The organism is Candidatus Margulisiibacteriota bacterium, from assembly GCA_041650635.1.
GTDB lineage: Bacteria > Margulisbacteria > WOR-1 > JAKLHX01 > JBAZKV01 > JBAZKV01.
The window spans coordinates 59,438-79,290 of the sequence record JBAZKV010000006.1 but is presented as its reverse complement, the minus strand read 5'-3'; the positions used below and the strand labels follow the sequence as shown (position 1 = coordinate 79,290).

The 19,853-nt window shown below is 50.4% G+C and carries 23 protein-coding genes; 7 read left to right on the top strand and 16 right to left on the bottom strand.

The annotated features are described in order from the left end of the window. The 4 genes from WC490_02905 to WC490_02890 form a co-directional block, all read left to right on the top strand. Positions 1-733, top strand: a 733-nt coding sequence (locus WC490_02905) for a HAMP domain-containing sensor histidine kinase (protein ID MFA5097560.1), incomplete at its 5' end; no start/stop codon positions are given. 270 nt (positions 734-1,003) lie between these two features. After that, positions 1,004-1,573: a lysophospholipid acyltransferase family protein gene (locus WC490_02900; protein ID MFA5097559.1), complete on the top strand. Its 570-nt coding sequence runs from the start codon at positions 1,004-1,006 to the stop codon at positions 1,571-1,573. A gap of 16 nt (positions 1,574-1,589) precedes the next feature. Next, positions 1,590-2,261: an HAD-IB family hydrolase gene (locus WC490_02895; protein ID MFA5097558.1), complete on the top strand. Its 672-nt coding sequence runs from the start codon at positions 1,590-1,592 to the stop codon at positions 2,259-2,261. Further along, on the top strand, positions 2,261-4,300 hold the full coding sequence (locus WC490_02890) for an ATP-binding protein (protein MFA5097557.1): 2,040 nt from the start codon (positions 2,261-2,263) through the stop codon (positions 4,298-4,300). Before WC490_02895 ends, WC490_02890 begins: the two co-directional genes overlap by 1 nt. Here WC490_02890 and fabF read toward each other — a convergent pair. The 14 genes from fabF to WC490_02820 all read right to left on the bottom strand — a co-directional run bounded on the left by fabF (position 4,297) and on the right by WC490_02820 (position 15,738). After that, entirely contained in the window at positions 4,297-5,541 is a 1,245-nt protein-coding gene (gene fabF / locus WC490_02885) for a beta-ketoacyl-ACP synthase II (GenBank protein MFA5097556.1), read from the bottom strand. The genes WC490_02890 and fabF overlap by 4 nt on opposite strands. Next, on the bottom strand, positions 5,528-6,541 hold the full coding sequence (locus WC490_02880; protein MFA5097555.1) for a nitronate monooxygenase: 1,014 nt from the start codon (positions 6,539-6,541) through the stop codon (positions 5,528-5,530). The genes fabF and WC490_02880 overlap by 14 nt, the downstream gene beginning before the upstream one ends. A 76-nt stretch (positions 6,542-6,617) precedes the next feature. After that, a complete protein-coding gene (gene acpP, locus WC490_02875; GenBank protein MFA5097554.1) occupies positions 6,618-6,863 on the bottom strand; it encodes an acyl carrier protein in 246 nt (81 codons plus the stop codon). A gap of 25 nt (positions 6,864-6,888) precedes the next feature. Then, a complete protein-coding gene (gene fabG / locus WC490_02870; protein MFA5097553.1) occupies positions 6,889-7,626 on the bottom strand; it encodes a 3-oxoacyl-[acyl-carrier-protein] reductase in 738 nt (245 codons plus the stop codon). Then, positions 7,623-8,525 carry an ACP S-malonyltransferase gene (fabD, locus tag WC490_02865; GenBank protein MFA5097552.1) on the bottom strand — a complete coding sequence of 301 codons (903 nt, stop codon included), beginning with the start codon at positions 8,523-8,525 and terminating at the stop codon, positions 7,623-7,625. Before fabD ends, fabG begins: the two co-directional genes overlap by 4 nt. A 5-nt stretch (positions 8,526-8,530) precedes the next feature. After that, positions 8,531-9,736, bottom strand: a complete 1,206-nt coding sequence (locus WC490_02860; protein MFA5097551.1) for an electron transfer flavoprotein subunit alpha — start codon at positions 9,734-9,736, stop codon at positions 8,531-8,533. A gap of 1 nt (position 9,737) precedes the next feature. Further along, positions 9,738-10,520, bottom strand: a complete 783-nt coding sequence (locus tag WC490_02855) for an electron transfer flavoprotein subunit beta/FixA family protein (protein ID MFA5097550.1) — start codon at positions 10,518-10,520, stop codon at positions 9,738-9,740. 68 nt (positions 10,521-10,588) lie between these two features. After that, positions 10,589-11,746, bottom strand: a complete 1,158-nt coding sequence (locus tag WC490_02850) for an acyl-CoA dehydrogenase family protein (GenBank protein ID MFA5097549.1) — start codon at positions 11,744-11,746, stop codon at positions 10,589-10,591. A gap of 5 nt (positions 11,747-11,751) precedes the next feature. Then, positions 11,752-12,729, bottom strand: coding sequence for a beta-ketoacyl-ACP synthase III (locus WC490_02845; protein ID MFA5097548.1), 978 nt, complete (start codon positions 12,727-12,729; stop codon positions 11,752-11,754). Further along, a complete protein-coding gene (gene plsX / locus WC490_02840; GenBank protein ID MFA5097547.1) occupies positions 12,726-13,700 on the bottom strand; it encodes a phosphate acyltransferase PlsX in 975 nt (324 codons plus the stop codon). Before plsX ends, WC490_02845 begins: the two co-directional genes overlap by 4 nt. 3 nt (positions 13,701-13,703) lie before the next feature. Continuing rightward, the gene (gene rpmF, locus WC490_02835; protein MFA5097546.1) at positions 13,704-13,907 is read right to left on the bottom strand and encodes a 50S ribosomal protein L32; all 204 of its coding nucleotides are present in this window, start codon (positions 13,905-13,907) and stop codon (positions 13,704-13,706) included. Then, on the bottom strand, positions 13,879-14,370 hold the full coding sequence (locus WC490_02830) for a DUF177 domain-containing protein (GenBank protein ID MFA5097545.1): 492 nt from the start codon (positions 14,368-14,370) through the stop codon (positions 13,879-13,881). The genes rpmF and WC490_02830 overlap by 29 nt, the downstream gene beginning before the upstream one ends. Before the next feature lie 42 nt (positions 14,371-14,412). Continuing rightward, the gene (gene xerC, locus WC490_02825; protein MFA5097544.1) at positions 14,413-15,306 is read right to left on the bottom strand and encodes a tyrosine recombinase XerC; all 894 of its coding nucleotides are present in this window, start codon (positions 15,304-15,306) and stop codon (positions 14,413-14,415) included. A 3-nt stretch (positions 15,307-15,309) separates the two neighbouring features. After that, positions 15,310-15,738, bottom strand: coding sequence for a DUF882 domain-containing protein (locus tag WC490_02820; GenBank protein MFA5097543.1), 429 nt, complete (start codon positions 15,736-15,738; stop codon positions 15,310-15,312). Between the two features lie 100 nt (positions 15,739-15,838). Here WC490_02820 and metK point away from each other — a divergent pair, with 100 nt between their 5' ends. Then, on the top strand, positions 15,839-17,032 hold the full coding sequence (metK, locus tag WC490_02815) for a methionine adenosyltransferase (GenBank protein MFA5097542.1): 1,194 nt from the start codon (positions 15,839-15,841) through the stop codon (positions 17,030-17,032). Here the strand turns inward: metK and WC490_02810 are convergent. After that, positions 17,029-17,403: a hypothetical protein gene (locus WC490_02810; GenBank protein MFA5097541.1), complete on the bottom strand. Its 375-nt coding sequence runs from the start codon at positions 17,401-17,403 to the stop codon at positions 17,029-17,031. The two genes, metK and WC490_02810, sit on opposite strands and share 4 nt — an antisense overlap. A 696-nt stretch (positions 17,404-18,099) precedes the next feature. Between WC490_02810 and WC490_02805 the strand changes: the two genes are divergently transcribed. Beyond that, positions 18,100-18,396, top strand: a complete 297-nt coding sequence (locus WC490_02805) for a hypothetical protein (protein ID MFA5097540.1) — start codon at positions 18,100-18,102, stop codon at positions 18,394-18,396. 158 nt (positions 18,397-18,554) lie between these two features. Beyond that, the gene (locus WC490_02800) at positions 18,555-18,719 is read left to right on the top strand and encodes an HNH endonuclease signature motif containing protein (GenBank protein MFA5097539.1); all 165 of its coding nucleotides are present in this window, start codon (positions 18,555-18,557) and stop codon (positions 18,717-18,719) included. 36 nt (positions 18,720-18,755) lie between these two features. Here the strand turns inward: WC490_02800 and WC490_02795 are convergent, their stop codons facing one another. Then, positions 18,756-19,847 carry a phosphodiester glycosidase family protein gene (locus tag WC490_02795; GenBank protein ID MFA5097538.1) on the bottom strand — a complete coding sequence of 364 codons (1,092 nt, stop codon included), beginning with the start codon at positions 19,845-19,847 and terminating at the stop codon, positions 18,756-18,758. Positions 19,848-19,853: the final 6 nt, after the last annotated feature.

The following is a 19,853-nucleotide window of genomic DNA, read 5'->3' as shown; positions in this document are numbered from 1 at the left end:
CCAGTCCTGCCTCAGCATAGAGAACGCCCTGATGTATAGGGCGCAGATAAACGAGATAGAGCGCTCCATTAAGGGAAGCCGCATGTCGGACCTGGGAGCGGCGGCGGCAGGGGTGGCCCACGAGGCCAAGAACGCGCTTGTCAGCATCTACGCCGTGTCGCAGCTGCTATCCGAAAAAAAGGACGATGCCTCCTTTCTGGAAAAGACCAAGGACCTGGTCTCTTCCGAGGTGGAGAGGATGAAGATACTCATGGAAGGCGTCATCAACTATTCCGAGCCGGCCCCGCTAAGTATCGAACGGCACGACCTTAAGGAAATGGTCGAGGCAACGGCGCTTTTGGTGCGCGACATCGCAAAAGGAAAGAACATCTCTCTTGTGATAGGGCAGGACTGCAGCCGCTTTGTAAATGCTGACAGGAACACGATGAAGCAGGTGTTCCTTAACCTTTTCCTCAACGCCATAGAAGCAATAGGAAAGGACGGCATGATCACGGTCTGCTGCCAGGAAGACGAGGGCTCAAAAGTAAAGGTCATTTTTAAGGACACCGGGCCGGGGATACCGCCCGGAAAGATAAAGAAGATCCTGGAGCCTTTTTTTACCACCAAGGAGCAGGGTACCGGGCTCGGGCTTGCCATAGTCAAGAAGTCGGTAGAGGCCAACGGCGGCTCGCTTTCTATAGAAAGCAAACCCGGAGAAGGCGCCTCCTTTATTATCAGCCTGGAGCGGGGCTGAGAAGATACCGTGTTGTAGAATAACCAGGATTTTATGGACAAAATCCCGGGCATATGCTAAACTTTACTCTAAAAATCGGCTGCTGAAGAAAACCGAAGAGTTTCACCTGATCTTTTCAGATAAAAGGTGGCTTTTACGTTTAGTAATAAACGGTTTGGCAATAATAAGGCAGTAGCGCCAAAAGAGAGGCCCGCGTCTCTTGATAATAGGAGAAGTGCGGCAAAAAAATCCCTTTATGAATTATTTGTCCGGCCGTTGACAGTAAGGTTAATGAACCGTTTCTTTGTTGGGGAAGTTAGAGGGATAGAGAACATACCGGAAGACAGGCCGGCCATCCTTGCGGCAAACCACCAAAGTTATTTTGATTTCTTGATAATACCTTCGGTCGTTAAAAGCAGAAGGGTCCATATCATTGCCGCCCGGGAACTGAGCGCGCATCCTTTTGTCGGGATATATGCGCGAAACGACAAATGTATCCTTGTTGACAGGAAAACTCCGGGAACAAAGTTCTATAAAGATGCGATAAAAGTTTTAAAAGACAACAATCTTCTTTTAATATTCCCTGAAGGCACGAGATCTCCGGACGGCTCCATCTCTTCTTTTAAGCGCGGGTTTGTCGAGCTTGCGCGCATAGCCGGAGCAGTAATAGTGCCCACTGCTATAAACGGCACAAAAGACATCCTTCCTAAGGGAGGAAAGAAAATAAAATTAAACAAGAGTTCTATTGCATTTGGAAAACCTGTCGATGTCAATGATCTGATCCCAGTAAATGCCGGCAAAAAAATGCTTCAGCAGATCAGTGAAGAAATAAGACAAACAGTAACGGAATTGATAAAATAGGACAGCCATTCATCAAATGAATCAACAATCGGTCGCCAATAGGATAGCGGTGTTTGATATTGATGGAACAATTATAAAGGGGTTCACGGAATTTCATTTCTTCATTTATCTTTTTAAGAAAGGAATAATTAATGTTGCTGATATAATCAGCCTTGCCATGTACTTTATCCTGTTCAGGCTGGGATTTATGAGCGTTGAAGGGCTCAGGAAGAAAGCAGCGGGAATAGTAGATGGCATGAAAATCGAGAAATTCAGCCAAATCGTCAAAAACTTCTTTAATGAAACAATAAGGCACAGGATTTCCGAGAAAGCACTAAAAATAATAGATGCAGATAAAAGGCAAGAATATAGAATAGTAATTTCAACGGCGGCTTTTGATTTGATCGCGCAAGGTTATGCTGACATCGTTAGTGCAGATAGCATCATTGCGACAGAGATAGCTGTCTGCGAAAATGTAATAAACGGCAAAGTAAAGAGTGTAATAAACTATGGAAGAAACAAAGAGGCCAAGATGAGAGAATTCTGCAGAAACAATAATGTTGATCTTGCCAAGAGCAAGGCTTATGCGAATGATCTTTCAGATCTGTTTCTTCTGAAAATGTTTGGTTGCCCTATAGTATGCAACCCTGACCGCAAGATGCGTGCCATTGCCAGAAAAAATGGGTGGAGGGAGCTGAAACTAATCTGATGGTTTATTACGCGTCGACAGCATTTGTTGTTTTTATATCCACGCTTATTTTGGGGGTGTCAGTTTACTTAAGGCAAAGCGATGGTAAAACCGGGTTCTCATTTCTGCTTTTTTCTTGGTCAATCGCTTTGTGGAGTTTGTTCCTTTTTCTAAATGCTATTGCTCCGACAAAGGAAGAAGCTCTTTTGTGCGTTAAAATACTACACATTTTTGCTATATTCATCCCGATATGCTTCTTATTCTTCACATATTCGCTATTAGGTGTAAGCGAAAAGAAAAGGCCCCCTTTGTATATCACCTTCTCGATTGCAATATTCTTTCTTTTTGCTAATGCCTTTTCAATATTGGTGGATGTAATGTTTAAGCCGCAATTTGGTTTCTTCGTTTGTATTCCAAAATCGCCAATATATGGTCTTTATGTGTTTTCTTTTGTAGCTATTGTCACATATACATATTTTGAGCTGTTTTATTACCTCTTAAGGTCAAAGGGGCTCAAATATGATCAGATTAGATATCTAATACTGGCTACCATAGTAGGCTGGTCCGGAGGTGTGTCAAATTTTCTGATTAATTATGATGTAAACATTCCGATTTTGTATCCATTTGGGAACTTTACCATACTATTGTATGTTGGGATATTGGCTTATGTTATCACCCGCTACCGCCTCATGGATATCGAGGTAATAATACGGAAAGGGTTGATATATTCGATACTGTCGGTGATACTGACCGCCGTGTATTTTTCGGTGGTGTACGCGGCAAAGCTGGTTTTCTACAGGCTCACGGGAGCAAATACTCTGTGGTTCATAGTCCCGGCGGTCTTCTTTTTATCGCTGTTCATCCATCCTCTGTTCTCCTTTGTCCAGGACTTTGTTGACAAGCGCTTCTTTAAGACCAAGTACGAGGCCGACAAAATTGCCAAAAAGTTCTCGGAGGGCATAAAAAAACTAATGAGGGCAAAGGACCTGGCCGAGTACATAAACAGGGTGGCGCTGCGCACCTTTAAGCTCAAGGGCAGCGCGGTCTATATTTTTGATGAAGAAGAAGGGCTCTACAAGCGCTGGGACTCAAGGGGTTCTCTGCAGCAGCTATGCCCGCCGGTCATATCTAAAGATGATCCTGTTGTCCTAAAGATGGTATTGGCCAGGGGGATAGTGCAGGACCCGAAGGCAGAGCACCTAAAGATCTGCGTTCCGGCGCTTTCAAAAAGAAAGGGGTACAGCATCTCGGGCTTTCTTCTTGCCGACGAAAAAAAATCCGAGGACCAGTTCAGCCAGCAGGACATCATGCTGCTGGAAACGATAGCCAACCAGGCCGTTGTCAGTATAGACAATGCCGTCCTATATTCTGCCAGGATAGACGCCCGCAAAAAAGCGCTGCTTGTGGAAAGGCTCAATGAACTCGGGTCCTCGGCCGCCGCGGTGGCCCACCAGACAAGAGCGGCAATGGGGCCGGTGATAGATTTTGCAGCGCAGCTGCAGCAGCAGTACGCCGACCGCGACTTTGTGGGAAGAGCTCTGTCCAAATTCCCCTTTGATGTGGAAAGACTGCGCCTTATTTTGACCGGGATACTGGAATATTCAAGAGAGCTAAAGCTCGGCAGGGTGGAGGAGCTTGACCTTAAAGAAATGGTCTTAGGAATAGCGTCCCTTATAAGCGGCAGGGCGCAAGAAAAGGGGATAACCGTTGAGACGGATGTCTTTGAAGGGGCTCTGGTAAAGGCGGAAAAAGGCCGCTTCAGGGATGTCCTTATCTATCTTGCCATCAACTGCCTTGAGGCCCTCCAATACGGAGGCTGCATCAGGATCTCTGCCGAAAAGCGCGGCGATAAGATGCGCATCTATTTTGGAGATAACGGTCCGGGGGTCGCTCCTGATGTGCTGCCAAAGGTATTTACCCCGTTCTTTACCACAAAACCGGGCTCCATAGGCTTGGGGCTTTCGATAGTAAAAAAGATAATCGAAGGGCACGGCGGGAGCGTCTTTATGGAAAGCGAGCCGGGGAAGGGGACAACGGTCATTGTGGAACTGCCGTCCTAGTCCTTAAACTTTTTTGCTATAAGTATCGCGTTGTGCCCGCCAAAGCCGAAGGAATTGCTCATGGCGATATTCACTTTCATCTGCCTTCCCTTGTTGGGGACATAATCAAGATCGCAGTCGGGGTCAGGCTGCTCGTAGTTGACGGTTGGATGGACAAAATCTTCCTGGATGGACTTTGCCACCGCGACAAACTCTACGGCGCCCGCAGCTCCCAGTAGATGTCCGGTCATGGACTTTGTAGAGCTGATCGCCACTTTTTTGGCATGAGGTCCGAACACTTTTTTTATGGCCATTGTTTCCAGCTTGTCGTTAAGTATGGTCGAGGTCCCGTGGGCGTTTATATAGTCCACCTGCTCCGGGCTTATCCCGGCGCTTTTTAAGGCCGCTTCCATCCCGCGGACCGCCCCGCCGCCTTCCGAATCGGGAGCGGTCATGTGGAAAGCATCCCCGCTCATTCCATAACCGATAACTTCGCAATAAATGCGGGCACCGCGCTTTTTGGCGCTTTCAAGCTCTTCCAGAACCACAATGCCGCAGCCTTCGCCCATTACAAAGCCGTCGCGCCCGGCGTCAAAGGGCCGGGAAGCCTTTTCCGGAGCGTCGTTCCTGCACGAAAGGGCCTGGGCCGAGCAGAACCCGGCTATTCCAAGCGGAGTGATCGAGGCTTCGGAACCCCCGGCAAACATGACATCGGCAGCTCCTCTTTTGATGATCTCGTAAGCATCGCCGATCGAGTGGGTTCCCGAAGCGCAGGCGGTAGTTGTGCAGCTGTTAGGGCCTTTGGCGCCAAGGTGTATTGAGGTGACCCCGGCGGCCATGTCGTTTATCATCAGAGGCACCATAAAGGGAGAACATTTGGACGGCCCTTTTTCCTTTAGCGTATAGGCCTGCTGCTCCAAAAATTCTATGCCTCCGATACCGGAGCCTATCAGAACGCCTGTGGCAGGAGCGTTCTGATCGTTTATGGAAAGTCCGCTGTCTTCAAGCGCCATTTTGGAGGAAGCCACGGCAAACTGGATAAATTTTACCAGCCTGCGGGCTTCTTTTTTATCAAGATATTTGAGAGGGTCAAAGTCCTTTACCTGGCCGGCTACCTGGGAGTCAAATCCGGAGGGGTCAAAATGGGTGATGCGGCCTATCCCGCTCTTTCCTTCTTTTAGGGCGCTCCAAAAAGAATCCGCGTTGTTGCCCACAGGGGTCACAGCGCCCAGTCCCGTCACCACCACCCTACGCTCCGGCATAGTTTTCCTCCAGTTTAGTGTTTTTGCACAGGCCGGACAGGCAGTCCTCTGCCTCTTTAACCAGGTCGGCGATTATTTCTTTTGCTGGCCTGATCCTTTTATCCTTTATCTTCAGTATGCTCTGTCCGCAAAACACCAGGCCTTCTTCCATGTTGCCCTTGTGGGCGGCCCTTAGCACTTCAAAAATGCAGTAAAGCTTGGAGCAGGACTTAAGGCAGTCGTCGCAAAACTTTATCTTGGGATAGACGCCTTTCTGCATGTTCTCTATCAGTTTGGTCCTAACAGCCCTTCCCGGCATCCCGACAGGGCTTTTTATTATGACGATATCCTCCGGTTTATTGGCGTTTTGATAGACTTTTTTGAACGCTATGTCGGCATCGCATTCTTCCGCCAGGACAAAATTGGTCGCAAGCTGGGCTCCGCTGGCCCCCAGTTTTATCATTCTGGCTATCCCGCAGCCGTCGGCTATTCCCCCCGCGGCTATTATCGGCACATCAGCAACTGCCTCTTTGACCTCTTTTAAAAGGTCAACAGTGCTCTTGTCAAGCGTCCCAAGGTGCCCGCCGGCCTCGCTGCTTTCGGCCACAATGGCCGCGGCCCCGAGTTTTTTTGCCGTCAGCGCCAGCCTGCCCGAAGATACTATGGGGATAATTGGAATGTTCATCTGGTTGCTGAGCCTGAAGAGGTCCCTGGAAAATCCGGCGCCGGAGGTAATAAAATCGATCTTTTCCTTGATTGCAGTGTTGACGATGCCCAGAAAGTCCTTGGCGGCAAAGAGTATGTTGATGCCGATTATCCCGTCCTTGGTCAGGCTCCGGGCTATCCGCATTTCCTTTGCCAGTTCGTCATGCTCCATGCCCGAGGCGCCTATCACGCCGACGGCGCCTGTTGCAGCCACGGAGCCGGCCAGTTTTCCGGTGGAGATCCTGATGGACATCCCGCCCTGAACGATCGGGATCTTGGCCACCAGTTTTCCGATCTTTAACTCGGGCAGTTTCATGGGCTGTCAACTTCCCGCACAACCCCGCACACGCATGCGGGGGTTGGCATGTTATTTAGAAAGCCTTTAGGCTTGGTCAGTTCTTTGCGTGGGCAAGAACATACGCTACCGTGTCTCCCACGGTCTTTATCTTTTCGGCTTCTTCGTCCGGTATCTCAAAGCCAAAAGCTTCTTCAAGGGCCATGACCAGTTCCACGGTGTCCAAAGAGTCGGCTCCCAGGTCGTCCACAAAAGAGGCCTGCTTAGTGACCTCGCTCTCGTTGACCCCGAGCTGATCCACCACCACTTTTTTTACCTGCTCGAACGCTTTCTGCTCGTCCATTATCAAATTCACCCCCTTCTATATGCTACATGTACATTCCGCCGTTGACGCTTATGACCTGACCCGTTATGTACGGGGCGTCAGCGCATAAGAACACGACGGCTTTGGCAACATCTTCGGCAGATCCGAGGCTTCCCATGGGTATCTGGGCCTTAAGTTTTTCCCTTACCTCTTCGGGCAGCTTTTTCGTCATATCGGTGTCGATAAATCCCGGGGCAACGGCGTTGGCGGTTATGCCCCTTGAGGCAAGTTCCCGCGCGGTGGTCTTTGTAAGAGCGATCACGCCGCCCTTGGAGGCCGAGTAGTTGGCCTGTCCGGCATTGCCCATTAGCCCCACAATAGAAGCGATATTGACTATCCTGCCGTAGCGGGCTTTCATCATAAGGGAAGAAACGGCCTTTGTGCAGTTAAAGACGCCTTTGAGGTTGATGCCTATCACCAGGTCCCAGTCCTCTTCTTTCATCCTCATAAGAAGACCGTCCCTTGTTATGCCGGCGTTGTTCACCAGTATATCTATCTTGCCGAACTCGGAGTGGGCGCTTTTTACGGCCTCTTCCGCTTCTTTACCGTCTGCCACGTTCATCTTTAGAGCAAAAGACCTTATCCCAAGTTTTTTGAGCTCTTCGGCAGCCGCGCGGGCGGCGTCTATATTGACATCGGATACTATAATATCGCAGCCTTCTTTTGCCAGAGCTTCGCAGACGGACCTGCCGATGCCCTGGGCGCCTCCGGTAACAAGCGCAACTTGGCCTTTAAGTTTCAAAGAACGGCTCCTTTTGCAGAAACGCTGTCCTCAACATTGTATATTTTAGCATTTTCCAGGGTCTTTTTAACAAGCCCCGACAGTATCTTGCCGCAGCCTATCTCGACAAAGGTGTCAAAACCATTTAGGGACAGGTTTTTAAGCGTGTCTTCCCAGAGCACGGGGCTGGTCACCTGCTTTACAAGCAGTTCTTTTATCTTTGCCGCGTCGGTCTGGGGGGAAGCGGTCACATTAGAATATACCGGGAACGAAGGGCTCTTAAAACCAGTCTTGTCCAGCTCCACAGCCAGTTTGTCCGCCGCCGGCTTCATAAGCGAGCAGTGGAAAGGGGCGCTTACCGCAAGCGGGATTATCTTTTTTGCGCCGGCCTCTTTGCAGAGCCGCCCGGCCTCCTCAACGCCTTCTTTTGTTCCGGAGATCACTATCTGTCCCGGGCTGTTAAAATTGGCCGGCTCCACAACGCCTTTTGAAGAAGCCGCAGCGCAGCAGGCCGCCAGTTTTTCCCTGTCCAGTCCCAGCACCGCAGACATGGCCCCATGCCCTGCCGGCACCGCCTCCTGCATAAACTTGCCGCGCAGGTGAACTATTCTAACGGTATCCTCAAAAGACAGCGCGCCCGAGGCCACCAGGGCCGAATACTCGCCCAGGCTGTGGCCGGCGGCGGCCTTGGGGGTTTTTCCAAGGGACATAAAAGCGGCAGTGCTTACCGTGAGTATCGCGGGCTGGGCTATTTCTGTGGATCTTAAGGCATCGTCGGGACCTTCGAAGCAGAGTTTTGAGAGCTCAAATCCAAGGGCCCTGTCGGCTTTGGCAAAGATCTCTTTTGCCGCCTCAAAATTGTCATAGAGGTCTTTGCCCATGCCGGCTTTTTGGGAGCCCTGTCCGGGAAAAATGAACACGCTTGTCAAGAAAGGAGCTCCTTGAAGGTTTTGGTCATGGCGGGAAGCACCTCAAAAAGGTCGCCCACTATGCCGTAGGTGGCCACATTAAAAATAGGTGCGAATTGGTCTTTATTGACGGCCACGATGATGTCCGAGGATGACATTCCGGCCAAATGCTGAATGGCCCCCGAAATTCCGCAGGCGATATACAGTTTGGGGCTTACTGTCTTGCCCGTTTGGCCGACCTGATGGAATTGTGAGATCCAGCCCGCGTCCACAGTGGCGCGCGAGGCCCCGACCGCCCCTCCTATGACATCCGCCAGGTCCTTTACCAGTTTGAAGTTTTCCGCGCATCCAAGTCCGCGCCCGCCGGACACGATTATCTCTGCCTCCGCCAGGTTCACTTTCTTTTCGGTCGATTGTATTATCTCTAGAAGTTTGACCCTCAGCGACTTTTCCGATATCTTTGCGGGGAACTCTATTATCCGGCCTTTTCTTGAGGCGTCCGGCTGGAGTTTTTTGAACACTTTGGGCCGCACAGTAGCCATTTGCGGCCTAAAATCGGGAGAGATGATAGTTGCCATGATGTTGCCGCCAAAAGCGGGGCGCGTCTGGCGCAGGATCTTCTTTTCGGGGTCTATGTCAAGCCCGGTGCAGTCCGCGGTAAGCCCCACTCTTATCCTTGCCGCTATCCTTGAGGCAAGGTCCCTGCCGGTGGTGGTGGCCCCCATAAGCACTATCTCCGGCTTATAGGCCTTTATCAATTCAACTATGGTGTCGCAGTAGGGCTCGGTAGTATAGCTCTTCAGCTTTGGGTCCGCGCATACATAGACCTTATCTGCTCCGCAGTGTATCAGCTCCTGCGAGGCTTTTTTTATGTCCGCATCTCCCAAAAGCACCGCGGCCACTTCTTCTTTCAGGTCCGCGGCCAGTTTTCTGGCTTCGGCAATAAGCTCAAGAGCCACTCCCTGCACTTTGCCCTGGTGCTGCTCGGCAAATACCCAGATCCCCTTAAAACCGGAAAGGTCCTTTTTGGGGCCTTCCTTCTTGGCAACGGTGATCTCTATGGCGTTGAACTTGCAGGGGCCCACGCAGGCGCCGCAGAGAACGCATTTATCGTTGATGACGGCCAGTTTTCCGTGCATTTCTATCGCCCCGTACGGGCAGGAAGGCACGCAAAGCCTGCAGCCTTTGCATTTTTCCGCTATTACTCGTATTCCTTCGGGCATATCAGATCACCTTTTGTTCCTTGAGTTTGTCAAACAGGGTTTTTGCAATTGTTTCCGGCTCGCCCTCCAGCAGCTCGCTCTTTCCCCTTGGCGGCGGAGTAAATATCCGCACCACTTTTGTGGGAGAGCCGTTCAACCCGGTATTGTTCTCGTCTGCCGCTATGTCTTTTGCGCTCCACGAGGGGATAACCATCTTTTTTGCCCTCATCTGCCCCTTTAGCGAAGGCAGCCTGGGTTCATTTATCTGCTTTATGACGGTAACGGCAGCCGGAAGAGCCGCTTCTACTATCTCTGAAGTGTCCTCCAGCTGGCGCTTGACCCGTATCTTGCCGCCCTCGGATTCTATGCTGATGGCAAAGGTTATCTGCGGGATGTCCAAAAACTCTGCTACCCCGGGGCCCACCTGAGCTGTATCGCCGTCTATGGCCTGTTTTCCAAAAAGGACCAGATCATATGCGCCTATCTTTTTTATGGCCTGCGAAAGGGTGTAAGAGGTGGCCCAGGTGTCCGCTCCGGCAAATGCCCTGTCGGATATGAGCACGGCTTCGTCCGCTCCCATCGCTATCGCGGTCTTGAGCGCGTCGGCTGCCTGCGGAGGGCCCATGGTGATAACGGTAACTTTGCCGCCGCCGGCATCCCGGAGCCTCAAAGCGGCTTCAACGGCGTTCTCGTCAAAGGGATTGATGATGCTCTTTACGCCCTCTCTGATGAGGGTGTTGGTTTTAGGGTCTATCCTGACATCATTGGTGTCAGGCACCTGTTTTATGCAGACTACAATGTTCATCTGTTCATTTTATTTTAACATACAACAGCCCCGCTTAAGAAGCGGGGCCGGATTATCGGTCTTTTTTATTATTTTGTGGCAGCGGATTCTTTGATCAGCTGCAGGGCGATAACATTCCTTTGTATCTGGTTGGTGCCCTCGTATATCTGGGTTATCTTGGCATCTCTCATGTATTTTTCCACGGGGTATTCCTTCATATAGCCGTAGCCTCCCAGGATCTGGACCGCATCCACGGTCACCTTCATGGAAACATCGCTGGCAAACAGCTTGCTCATGGCCGAATCCCTGGAGATATTGTCGGTTCCCGTATCAACGGTCCTTGCCGTTGCAATTACAAGGGCCCTTGCGGCTTCTATCTGCGTGGCCATGTCAGCAAGCATATGCTGGACCCCCTGGAAAGAAGAGACGGGTTTGCCGAACTGCACCCTTGTCCTGGAATAATTTAGGGCTTCTTCAAAAGCGCCCTGCGCTATGCCGACCGCCTGCGCGCCTATCCCCGGCCTGGTCCTGTCCAGGGTCTTCATCGCGACAATGAAGCCCATGCCTTCTTTGCCCAGCATCTGTGATTTGTGTATCTTGCAGTCCTGGAACACAAGCTCCCTTGTCGCGGAGCATCTGATCCCCATCTTGTTCTCTTTTTTGCCGAAGGTAAAACCCGGCATGCCTTTTTCGAGGATAAAGGCTGTAGCGCCGCGGCTGCCCCTCTTTTTGTCCGTCATTGCGATCACAGTGTAGATCTCGGCTTCCCCGCCGTTGGTTATCCACTGTTTGGTCCCGTTGAGGATGTAGTAGTCCCCGTCCTTTTTGGCCGTTGTCTCGATACCTCCGGCATCGGACCCGGCGTTGGCCTCGGTAAGACCGAAGGCCGCAAGCTTTTTGCCCGAGGCAATGGGAGGGAGATACTTCTTTTTTTGTTCTTCCGTGCCGAAAAGCACTATTGGGTAGCAGCCCAGCGCTGATGCGGCAAAAGTGACGCCGACGCCTCCGCAGATCCTGCTGACCTCTTCGGTGGCCAGACAGAATTCAAGGCAGCCGCCGCCAAACCCGCCGTATTCCGGAGCTATATAAAGCCCGCAAAGATCGGCTTCGGCAAATACCTTCATCAGTTCCCAGGGGAACTTTCCGGCTTCGTCAAGTTCGGCCCTTACGGGTTTAACTTTTTCTTCAGCGATCTTCCTTGCAAGGTCCTTGATCATCTTTTGTTCATCAGTCAACAGATAGTCCATTGCCGCTAAACCTCCCATTTAATAATATTGGCGCCCGATGTAAGCCCGGCGCCAAAGCCGACCACCGCAATTATATCACCTTTCTTTATCCTGCCGCCTTTGAGCGCTTCGTCAAGGGCGATAGGGATAGAGGCCGCGGAAGTGTTGCCGTACTTTTCCAGATTGACAAAGATCTTTTCTTTGGGCATCCCGAATCTTTTCATGGCGTGGTCTATGATCCTTATGTTGGCCTGGTGAGGGATCAAAAGATCGATCTTGTCGTGGGTCAGGCCGGCTGAGCCAAGGGCGCTCAGAAGGGTGTTCTCGAAGGCTTTTACAGCAAATTTAAAGACTTCTTTGCCGTTCATTGTTATGCAGCGCTCTTTTTCGTCATTTGGCCTGGGGTTCCTGCTGCCTCCTCCCGGCATTGTCAGATAAGGCGCTCCGGTCCCGTCAGAGGTCAGTGCGCTGGCAAGTATGCCTTCTCCTGCTTTTGCCTGCGAAAGGACCACCGCTCCGGCTCCGTCGCCAAAGAGAACGCAGGTGCCCCGGTCGCTCCAATCCAGATATTTTGCCAGGGTGTCCGCGCCTACGACAAGAGCCTTTTTGCTGCTGCCGGCCTTAAAAAAATTGGACGCGGCTGTCATGGCAAAATTGAATCCGGAGCAGGCCGCCGAAACATCAAACGCAGCAGCGTTCTTTGCTCCGATCTTGCCCTGAATGATGCAGCCGACAGAAGGGAACAGCGTGTCGTGTGTGGAAGTGCCTACTATTATAAGGTCGAGCTCCTCCGGGGAGGTTTTGGAAGCCTTAAGGGCTTTTTCTACCGCAACCATGGCAAGGTCCGAAGTTGAGGTTTTTTCGTCCGATACCCTTCTTTCCCCTATGCCGGTCCTTGTCCTTATCCACTCGTCCGAGGTGTCAACTATCTTTGACAGGTCAAAGTTGGTCAGGACCTTTTCAGGGAGTGCCGATCCCGTGCCTATTATCTTTGCGTTGCTCATTTTATGCCGCAGCCTATGCTTTCAACAATATTTTCCCTTACGGATTCCGCGCAGGTTTTGATGGCGTTCTTTATGGCCTTGGCCTTTGCCCTGCCGTGTGCTTTAAAAACGATGCCGTTAAGTCCCAGTATCAGGGCCGCGCCGAACTCATCATAATCTATTTTCTTTTTTATGCCCAAAAGGGCGGGCAGCAAAAGGGATGCTCCCAGCAAGGAGACCGGATTCCGCAGCACTTCTTTCTTGATCAGTTTGAACACCATGGAGGTAGCGCTTTCCCCGAACTTGAGGATTATATTGCCGATAAAGCCGTCGCAGACCACAACATCGGTCTTTCCGGTAAGTATGTCGCCGCCTTCTATGTGGCCGATAAAGTTGAGCCCGCTTTCCTTGAGCAGGGGATAAGTATCTGCTGTAAGTTCATTGCCCTTTTCGGTCTCTTCGCCTATGTTAAGCAGGCCTATCCGCGGGTTTTTTACATGCATAACATGCCCGGCATACTGCGAGCCCATCTGGGCGAATTGCAGCAAGTTCTTAGGCTTGCAGTCCACATTTGCCCCCATGTCCAGCAGCAGGACCTTGCCCCCGCTCATTGTAGGGAACACCGTTGCTATGGCGGGGCGCTCTACGGCCTCTATGCGCCCAAGCTTAAAAAGGGCCGAGGCCATCAGGGCTCCGGTGTTTCCGGCAGAAATAACGGCGTCCACTTTTTTTTCTTTAAGAAGGTTGAGGGCCACATTTATGGAGGAGTCTTTTTTCTGTTTAACCGAGGAAACCGGGGATTCATGCATTCCGATCACCTCGGAAGCATGCACTATCTCAAAGGTCGAAGCTTTTTTGATGCTCTTCAGGGCTTTTTCGTTGCCGACAAGCACTATCTGAATATCGCCGCTGCCGGACGCCGAAAGCGCGCCTCTTATGATCTCAGCGGGGGCATGGTCTCCGCCCATGGCGTCAAGGGCGATACGTATCAAGGATCAATTCTCCTTCTTTTTCGGCTTCTTTTCTTTGATCGCAATGACCTGGCGCCCTTTGTACTTGCCGCACACCGAACACGCGGTGTGAGAAAGCACTTCGCTGCCGCACTCGGGACAGGACCCGTAATTGACCGGCTTTACCTTCCAGTTGGCCCTTCTTCTGAGCGTTCTGGTGTTACTGTGCCGCTTTTTTGGGACCGGCATTTTTTTCTTCCTCCTTTTTAAAGACCTCTTTAAGTTTTTCCAGCCTTGGGTCCAACACTTTTTTCTTTTCCGAACTTCCGGGCACTTTGCAGTCCTTAGAACAGATCGTCCGTATCGGCAGGGAAGCCAGAAAATTTTGCCTGAAAGCTTCCGACAGGTCGATAAAGTTGTCGCTGCTTATGGGAAAGGCCATCTCGTCTAACGGGTCCCGGCAGAATTGCTCTTCTATGACGACCTTAAGGGCTCCTGTAAAGGCTTTTCCGCACCGGCTGCAGTTAAGGGCTGCCTTTGCGGATACTTCGCCTGTTACCAGAATGCCTTCGCCCGTGTTGACCAGATGAAGCGATGCTATTACCGGGCCCAGCATCTCAAGCCCGTCCTGCGGCCAGGAGAGCTTTTCCTCCCGCCTAAGATCAGCCTCATTGCCGATGTGCTTGAGGAGCTCCCCGATATCTGCTTTCATCTTCTGTTTTCATTATAAGGCAAGCGGAGCCGGGGTGTCAAATCAGCCTCTGGCCCTGGGGTGGGCCTTAGTGTGGACACTTTTTAGCCTCTCTTTGGTTATATGGGTATACACCTGCGTGGTGGAGAGGCTGCTGTGGCCCAATAGCTCTTGGACACTGCGCAGGTCGGCCCCCCGCTCAAGAAGATGGGTGGCAAAACTGTGCCTCAGGCTGTGAGGGGTCACTTTTTTGGCGATCCCCGCGGCCTTTGAGTACCTTGCTATGAGCCGCTCTATGCTGCGGCCTGTCAGGCGGCCCCCAAGCCGTCCCAAGAAGAGAGCCCTGTTACGCTCCTTTTTGCCGTGGAGTTTGGGGCGGGCCAACTTAATATAATCAAAGAGAGCCGCCCTGGCGTATGAGCCGATAAGCACCACTCTTTCTTTTGAGCCCTTGCCCATTACCAGCACCTCGCCGCTTTCAGGGTCGATATCCGAAAGGTTAAGCGCAGCCGCTTCGCTTACGCGCATTCCCGAGGCGTAAAGCAGTTCAAGTATGGACTTGTCCCTCATTCCCTGCGGAGTATTTATTTTGACAGCCTCAAGAAGAGAGGCTATCTCCTCTTCGTACAAAAAAGAAGGGAGCTTTTTCTCCGCCTTTGGGATCGAAACGGCTTTCCAGATATTCTTTTCAAGCCTTTTTTCTTTTACGAGATATCTGTAAAAACTGCGAAGGCACGAGATCTTTCTTGCTACCGATTTTCTGCCGTGTTTTTTTTCTTCCAGCCGGACAAGATAAGCGCGCGCAAGGTTCCTGGTCATAGAAAGGTGGGGCAGGGAATCTCCCTTCAAAAATTCAGAGTATTCTCTAAGGTCCAGCAGGTAGCCGCTCAAAGTGTGGGGGGAGTATTTTCTTTCGTCCCTCAGGTACGACAAAAAGCCTTGTATGTCATTATCCATCTGCTAGAGCAGTCCAAACCTTGTCTTTGCCTCGGCGGTCATGGGGTGGATCTTTCCTCCCTCTTTAAACCATTCGTCCTTTTCCGCCCCCTTGTCAAGGGACCTGGTATCTATATGTATGAACTTTTCTTCGGGATAATAGCCAAGCCCCCGTATTTCGGGTATGGTTTTTGCAAAATTGTAAAGGTCGTTAAGCTTGACCCCGTCTATGTATATATGAGCGGCTTTGCCCTGGCTGTGGGCATTTTTTTTGCCGATGTTGTGCTTGTCATTATAGTATTCGCACCTGAAGGCAGAGGCTATCCTCGGGGTCCTTTTAAAGTTGAAGCCTATCATTTCCAGCGCGCCCACCAGACCCAGATGCACCCTGATGTCGTTCCTGCACTGGCCGCACCGGCACACAAAATCCCTCGAATTGAAGTGTTCGCTCAAATTGCCCATCGCAAAGTAATTTTAGCACCCGTTGAGGGCTTTGGCAAACTGTGATAAAATTGCTTTTGTTCACAGAAATCAGTAAAACAAAGGAGTTTTTATGTCCAAGAAACATTTTTTTACTTCGGAATCGGTGACAGAGGGACATCCCGACAAGATGTGCGACCAGATATCCGATTCCATTCTTGATGCCATCATAGAAAAAGACCCTCCGGCCAGGGTGGCGGTCGAGGCGCTTACCACCAACGGGCTTGTTGTGGTTGCCGGAGAGGTTACCACAGGAACTTATGTCGACATCCCTTCTATAGTAAGGAACACGATAAAGGATATCGGCTATGTGAGCAGGGAGATAGGCTTTGATTATGAGACCTGCGGCGTCCTTGTTTCCATCAAGGAACAATCCAAGGACATTGCCCGGGGGGTTGACACCGCTCTGGAGATCCGCGGAGGCGAGGTAGTGAAAGAGGACCTGGAAGGACTGGGGGCGGGGGACCAGGGGCTTATGTTCGGCTTTGCCTGCAGCGAAACGCCGGAACTGATGCCTCTTCCGATCAGCCTTGCTCAAAAACTTGCCAAAAAACTGGCCGATGTAAGAAAAAGCGGAGAGCTGAAATACCTGAGGCCGGACGGGAAATCCCAGGTCACAGTGGAATATCACGACAACAAGCCCGTCAGGGTGGACAGTGTGCTCATAGCTTCGCAGCACGACCCCGATGTCGATCCCGAGCAGATAAAAAAGGACATCATAGAAAAGGTCGTCAAAAAAATAGTTCCCGAGAAACTTATGGACAAGAACACCAAGTTCTATGTCAATCCGACGGGCCGGTTCGTGATAGGAGGGCCCCAGGGCGACACCGGGCTTACGGGAAGAAAGATCATAGTCGATACCTACGGCGGATATGCCAGGCACGGCGGCGGAGCGTTTTCCGGGAAAGACCCAACAAAAGTGGACCGTTCCGCCTGCTACGCGGCCAGATATGTTGCCAAGAACATAGTCGCGGCGGGGCTGGCGGAGAGGTGCGAGGTCCAGGTGGCCTATGCCATAGGAGTTGCGCGGCCGATGTCGGTCATGGTAGAGACCTTTGGCACCGGAAAGATCTCCGACAACAAGATCCAGGAACTTATCAACAAGCATTTTGACCTAAGGCCCGGGATAATAATCAGGGAACTAAAGTTAAGGCGGCCTCTTTACAGGCAGGTGGCTTCTTACGGGCACTTCGGCAGGCCTGAGCTGGATTTGCCGTGGGAAAGCACCGACAAAGCCGCGGCGCTTAAGAAGGACGCCGGGATCTAGGGGCTGTTTTCAGGAACAAACCCGAATTTGCCTTTAGGCTTTGATTCTTCTTTGGCGATGTGCCTTATGGCATTTAGAATGCTGATAATATCCTCTTCGTGGCGTTCTATCTTGTGTTCCAATAATTGAAGTTTTTGAAACAATTCTTTGTGCGTTGATAACAAAGTCCTTATTTTAGTAAAAGTCCGCATGATCAATATATTAACTTGAATAGCCTTTTCGCTTTTAAGGATGCTGGAGAGCATAGCTATTCCATACTCGGTAAAAACGTATGGATTCGAAGAGGAATGCTTAAGCCTCTTGAACCGGTCACAATTTGTGACCAGTTCCGTTTTTTCATAAAAAGCCCCCTTTAGCCGTGTTAACAGCAATTTTGGCGCCTGACACAAACAGGCATGTCCACTTTTCTTTTGTCGAAAAGAAAAGTGGACAGAAAAGAAACTCGTTAAGGGCTCCGCCCTTAACAATCCCGCGATTGCCGTAAGCTCCTCCAGGCACATATCGAGTCCTCATACGGACTCGTTTAGTATCGAATGTTTAGAGTCTTTCCTATTATTCATTCTTTGTGTCGTCGCCCGGAACGGCAATCGCCATTATCTGTGAGTTCTTTAAGAAATATAGGCTATGCAGGCATATTAGTATCTTGGTTGCTCAAGCGCCGTTGGAACCGAGCGAGCTTGCCCTGAGCTTGTCGAAAGGTGCGGGCGAGGGAATTACGGCGCTTGCGGGGGAGCTGGGGGCAGAGCCCCCGCGAGTTTCTTTTGCGGATTTTATCCCGAGCCTGCGAGGGATTTCTTGCCGATGCAAGAAAAGTAGAAGAAGAATTGCCCGGAGGGGTCTGTCTCAATTTGCGTCCTCAAGGAGATCGTCTGCACAGCGGATTGACGCCTACCGACCGCCAGCAAGCTAATCCCTCTTGCAGGTTTAAACTCTCTAATTCATAATGATTTTAAATGTGCGGGGATGCTTGTATATAGAATAGCTGTAACAATATGAATATGCCTGACCAAATATATTCTTACCGAGAGATGTGCGATCTTGAAAATGTACAGACCTTGCAAAGAGGGATGAACTTTAGGATGAGGCCCAATTATTCTGTCATTCTTATGTCTCGCCGATTGAACGCGCCATATTCTGACAAGGTTCTTGAGGATGGCATAACGATTGAGTATGAAGGCCACGACGAGCCAAAAACTTCTTATGAAATGAACCCTAAAATGCTGGATCAACCAAGAACTACCAGAATAGGAACATTGACGCAAAATGGGAAATTCATTGAAGCGATAGAGAAGTATAAAAATGGGACTGCAAATAGCGAGAGGGTAAAAGTTATGAAAAAATACTTCCCGGGGTATGGTCTTTAAAAGGTTTTTTCGACTTGGTTGATTACGCTATTAAGTATGATGGGAAAAGGAAAGTATTCGTATTTCTTCTAAGGTTGTCAGACAGTCAGGACATTGAAACAAAGAGCCTTATTGATTTGAAACACACTAGACTAATACCGAGTGAGATAAAAAAGATAGTGTGGAAAAGAGACAAAGGAAAGTGTGTAAAGTGCGGCTCAACAAAGAATTTACATTTCGACCACGATTTGCCTTTTTCAAAAGGGGGAACAAGTATGACTGAGAAAAATATCCGAATATTATGTGCAAAGTGTAATTTGGAAAAGTCTGACAAGATTGAATAGTGATAAAAAATTATCTCTTTGGCCAGAAGACGAATCTTATCTCTTCCCAAGCTTAACCAATAGCGCGTTGCTTACGCCCTGCTGAAAACCGTCCGAGGGGATATTGACAACCCTGTCCTTTAAGAACAGCGTTGAAGAGCTGCCGCCGTCAAGAGCGATGGCGTCCTTTGCACCCAGTACGATAAGCGTTTCGGCAAGCTCGTGATAAGTTAAGCCTTTTCTTCTTTTGTTGCGCCTTGCAGAATTGCCTTCTGATACAACAATGAGCAATTTGTTATCTAATGTCATTCCTATTGCCGAACGGGCATTCCTTCCAATAAGGTCGCTGCCGCAATATTCGTCCCTGACGCAGGCCCCGGAAACATTGGCAGAATTTTCTACCAGCCTGGGGCCCGCTGTTATGACGTGGTCTATGCTTTCCCAGCCTTCGGAAAGGCTGTATCTGGCCTCGACATTGGCTCCGGGAGGAAGCGTGTTAGAATAGTCCCTTGTCCAACCGTGGAAAGAAATGACATATCCGTTGTCCGGTATAGGCGAATTGCCGGACGAGATGCCGAACACTCTGTCATCTTCGATAATGAGTTCTACGCCATTCTCATTGGTACGGGTCGAGGCCCCATATTCGGGGGTGTAGATTATTATTTCGTGTTCCTTGCGGGGCCTGTTCATGCCCCATATCTCTAGTTCCTCCCCTGTTTCTTTGTTGATTATCTTTCCCACAAATCTCGGGATCCCGAATTTTACCTCTTTGTCGTTGGATATTCCTACAGCTGACCTGTTGAGGAGGGATTTTGTTATCACACTGCCGTTTATCACCAGCAGCCCCAGAGGCAGATAAGGCCTGCTCCTCTTAAAAAAGGAGCCGTTTACCGCCACAAGGGCGCCATACCTTTTTGCGATGGAATCCACGGATTCCAGCCTGCCTACGGTCTCTCTGGCCAGGGCGGGGAAGACCTCAAAGGAACCGGAGGCAAGGTCAAGCTTTACCGCGTGAATGCTGAGAATTTGCCCGGAAGGCATGGTCCTTACGATGTGAGTGTAATCGACGCCTTCGTCAAGGCGTCTGGTAAATACCTTGTCAAAAGCAGGGCAGGCCCCGCAGAGAACAAGAGCGATTACAAGCGACAAGAATAA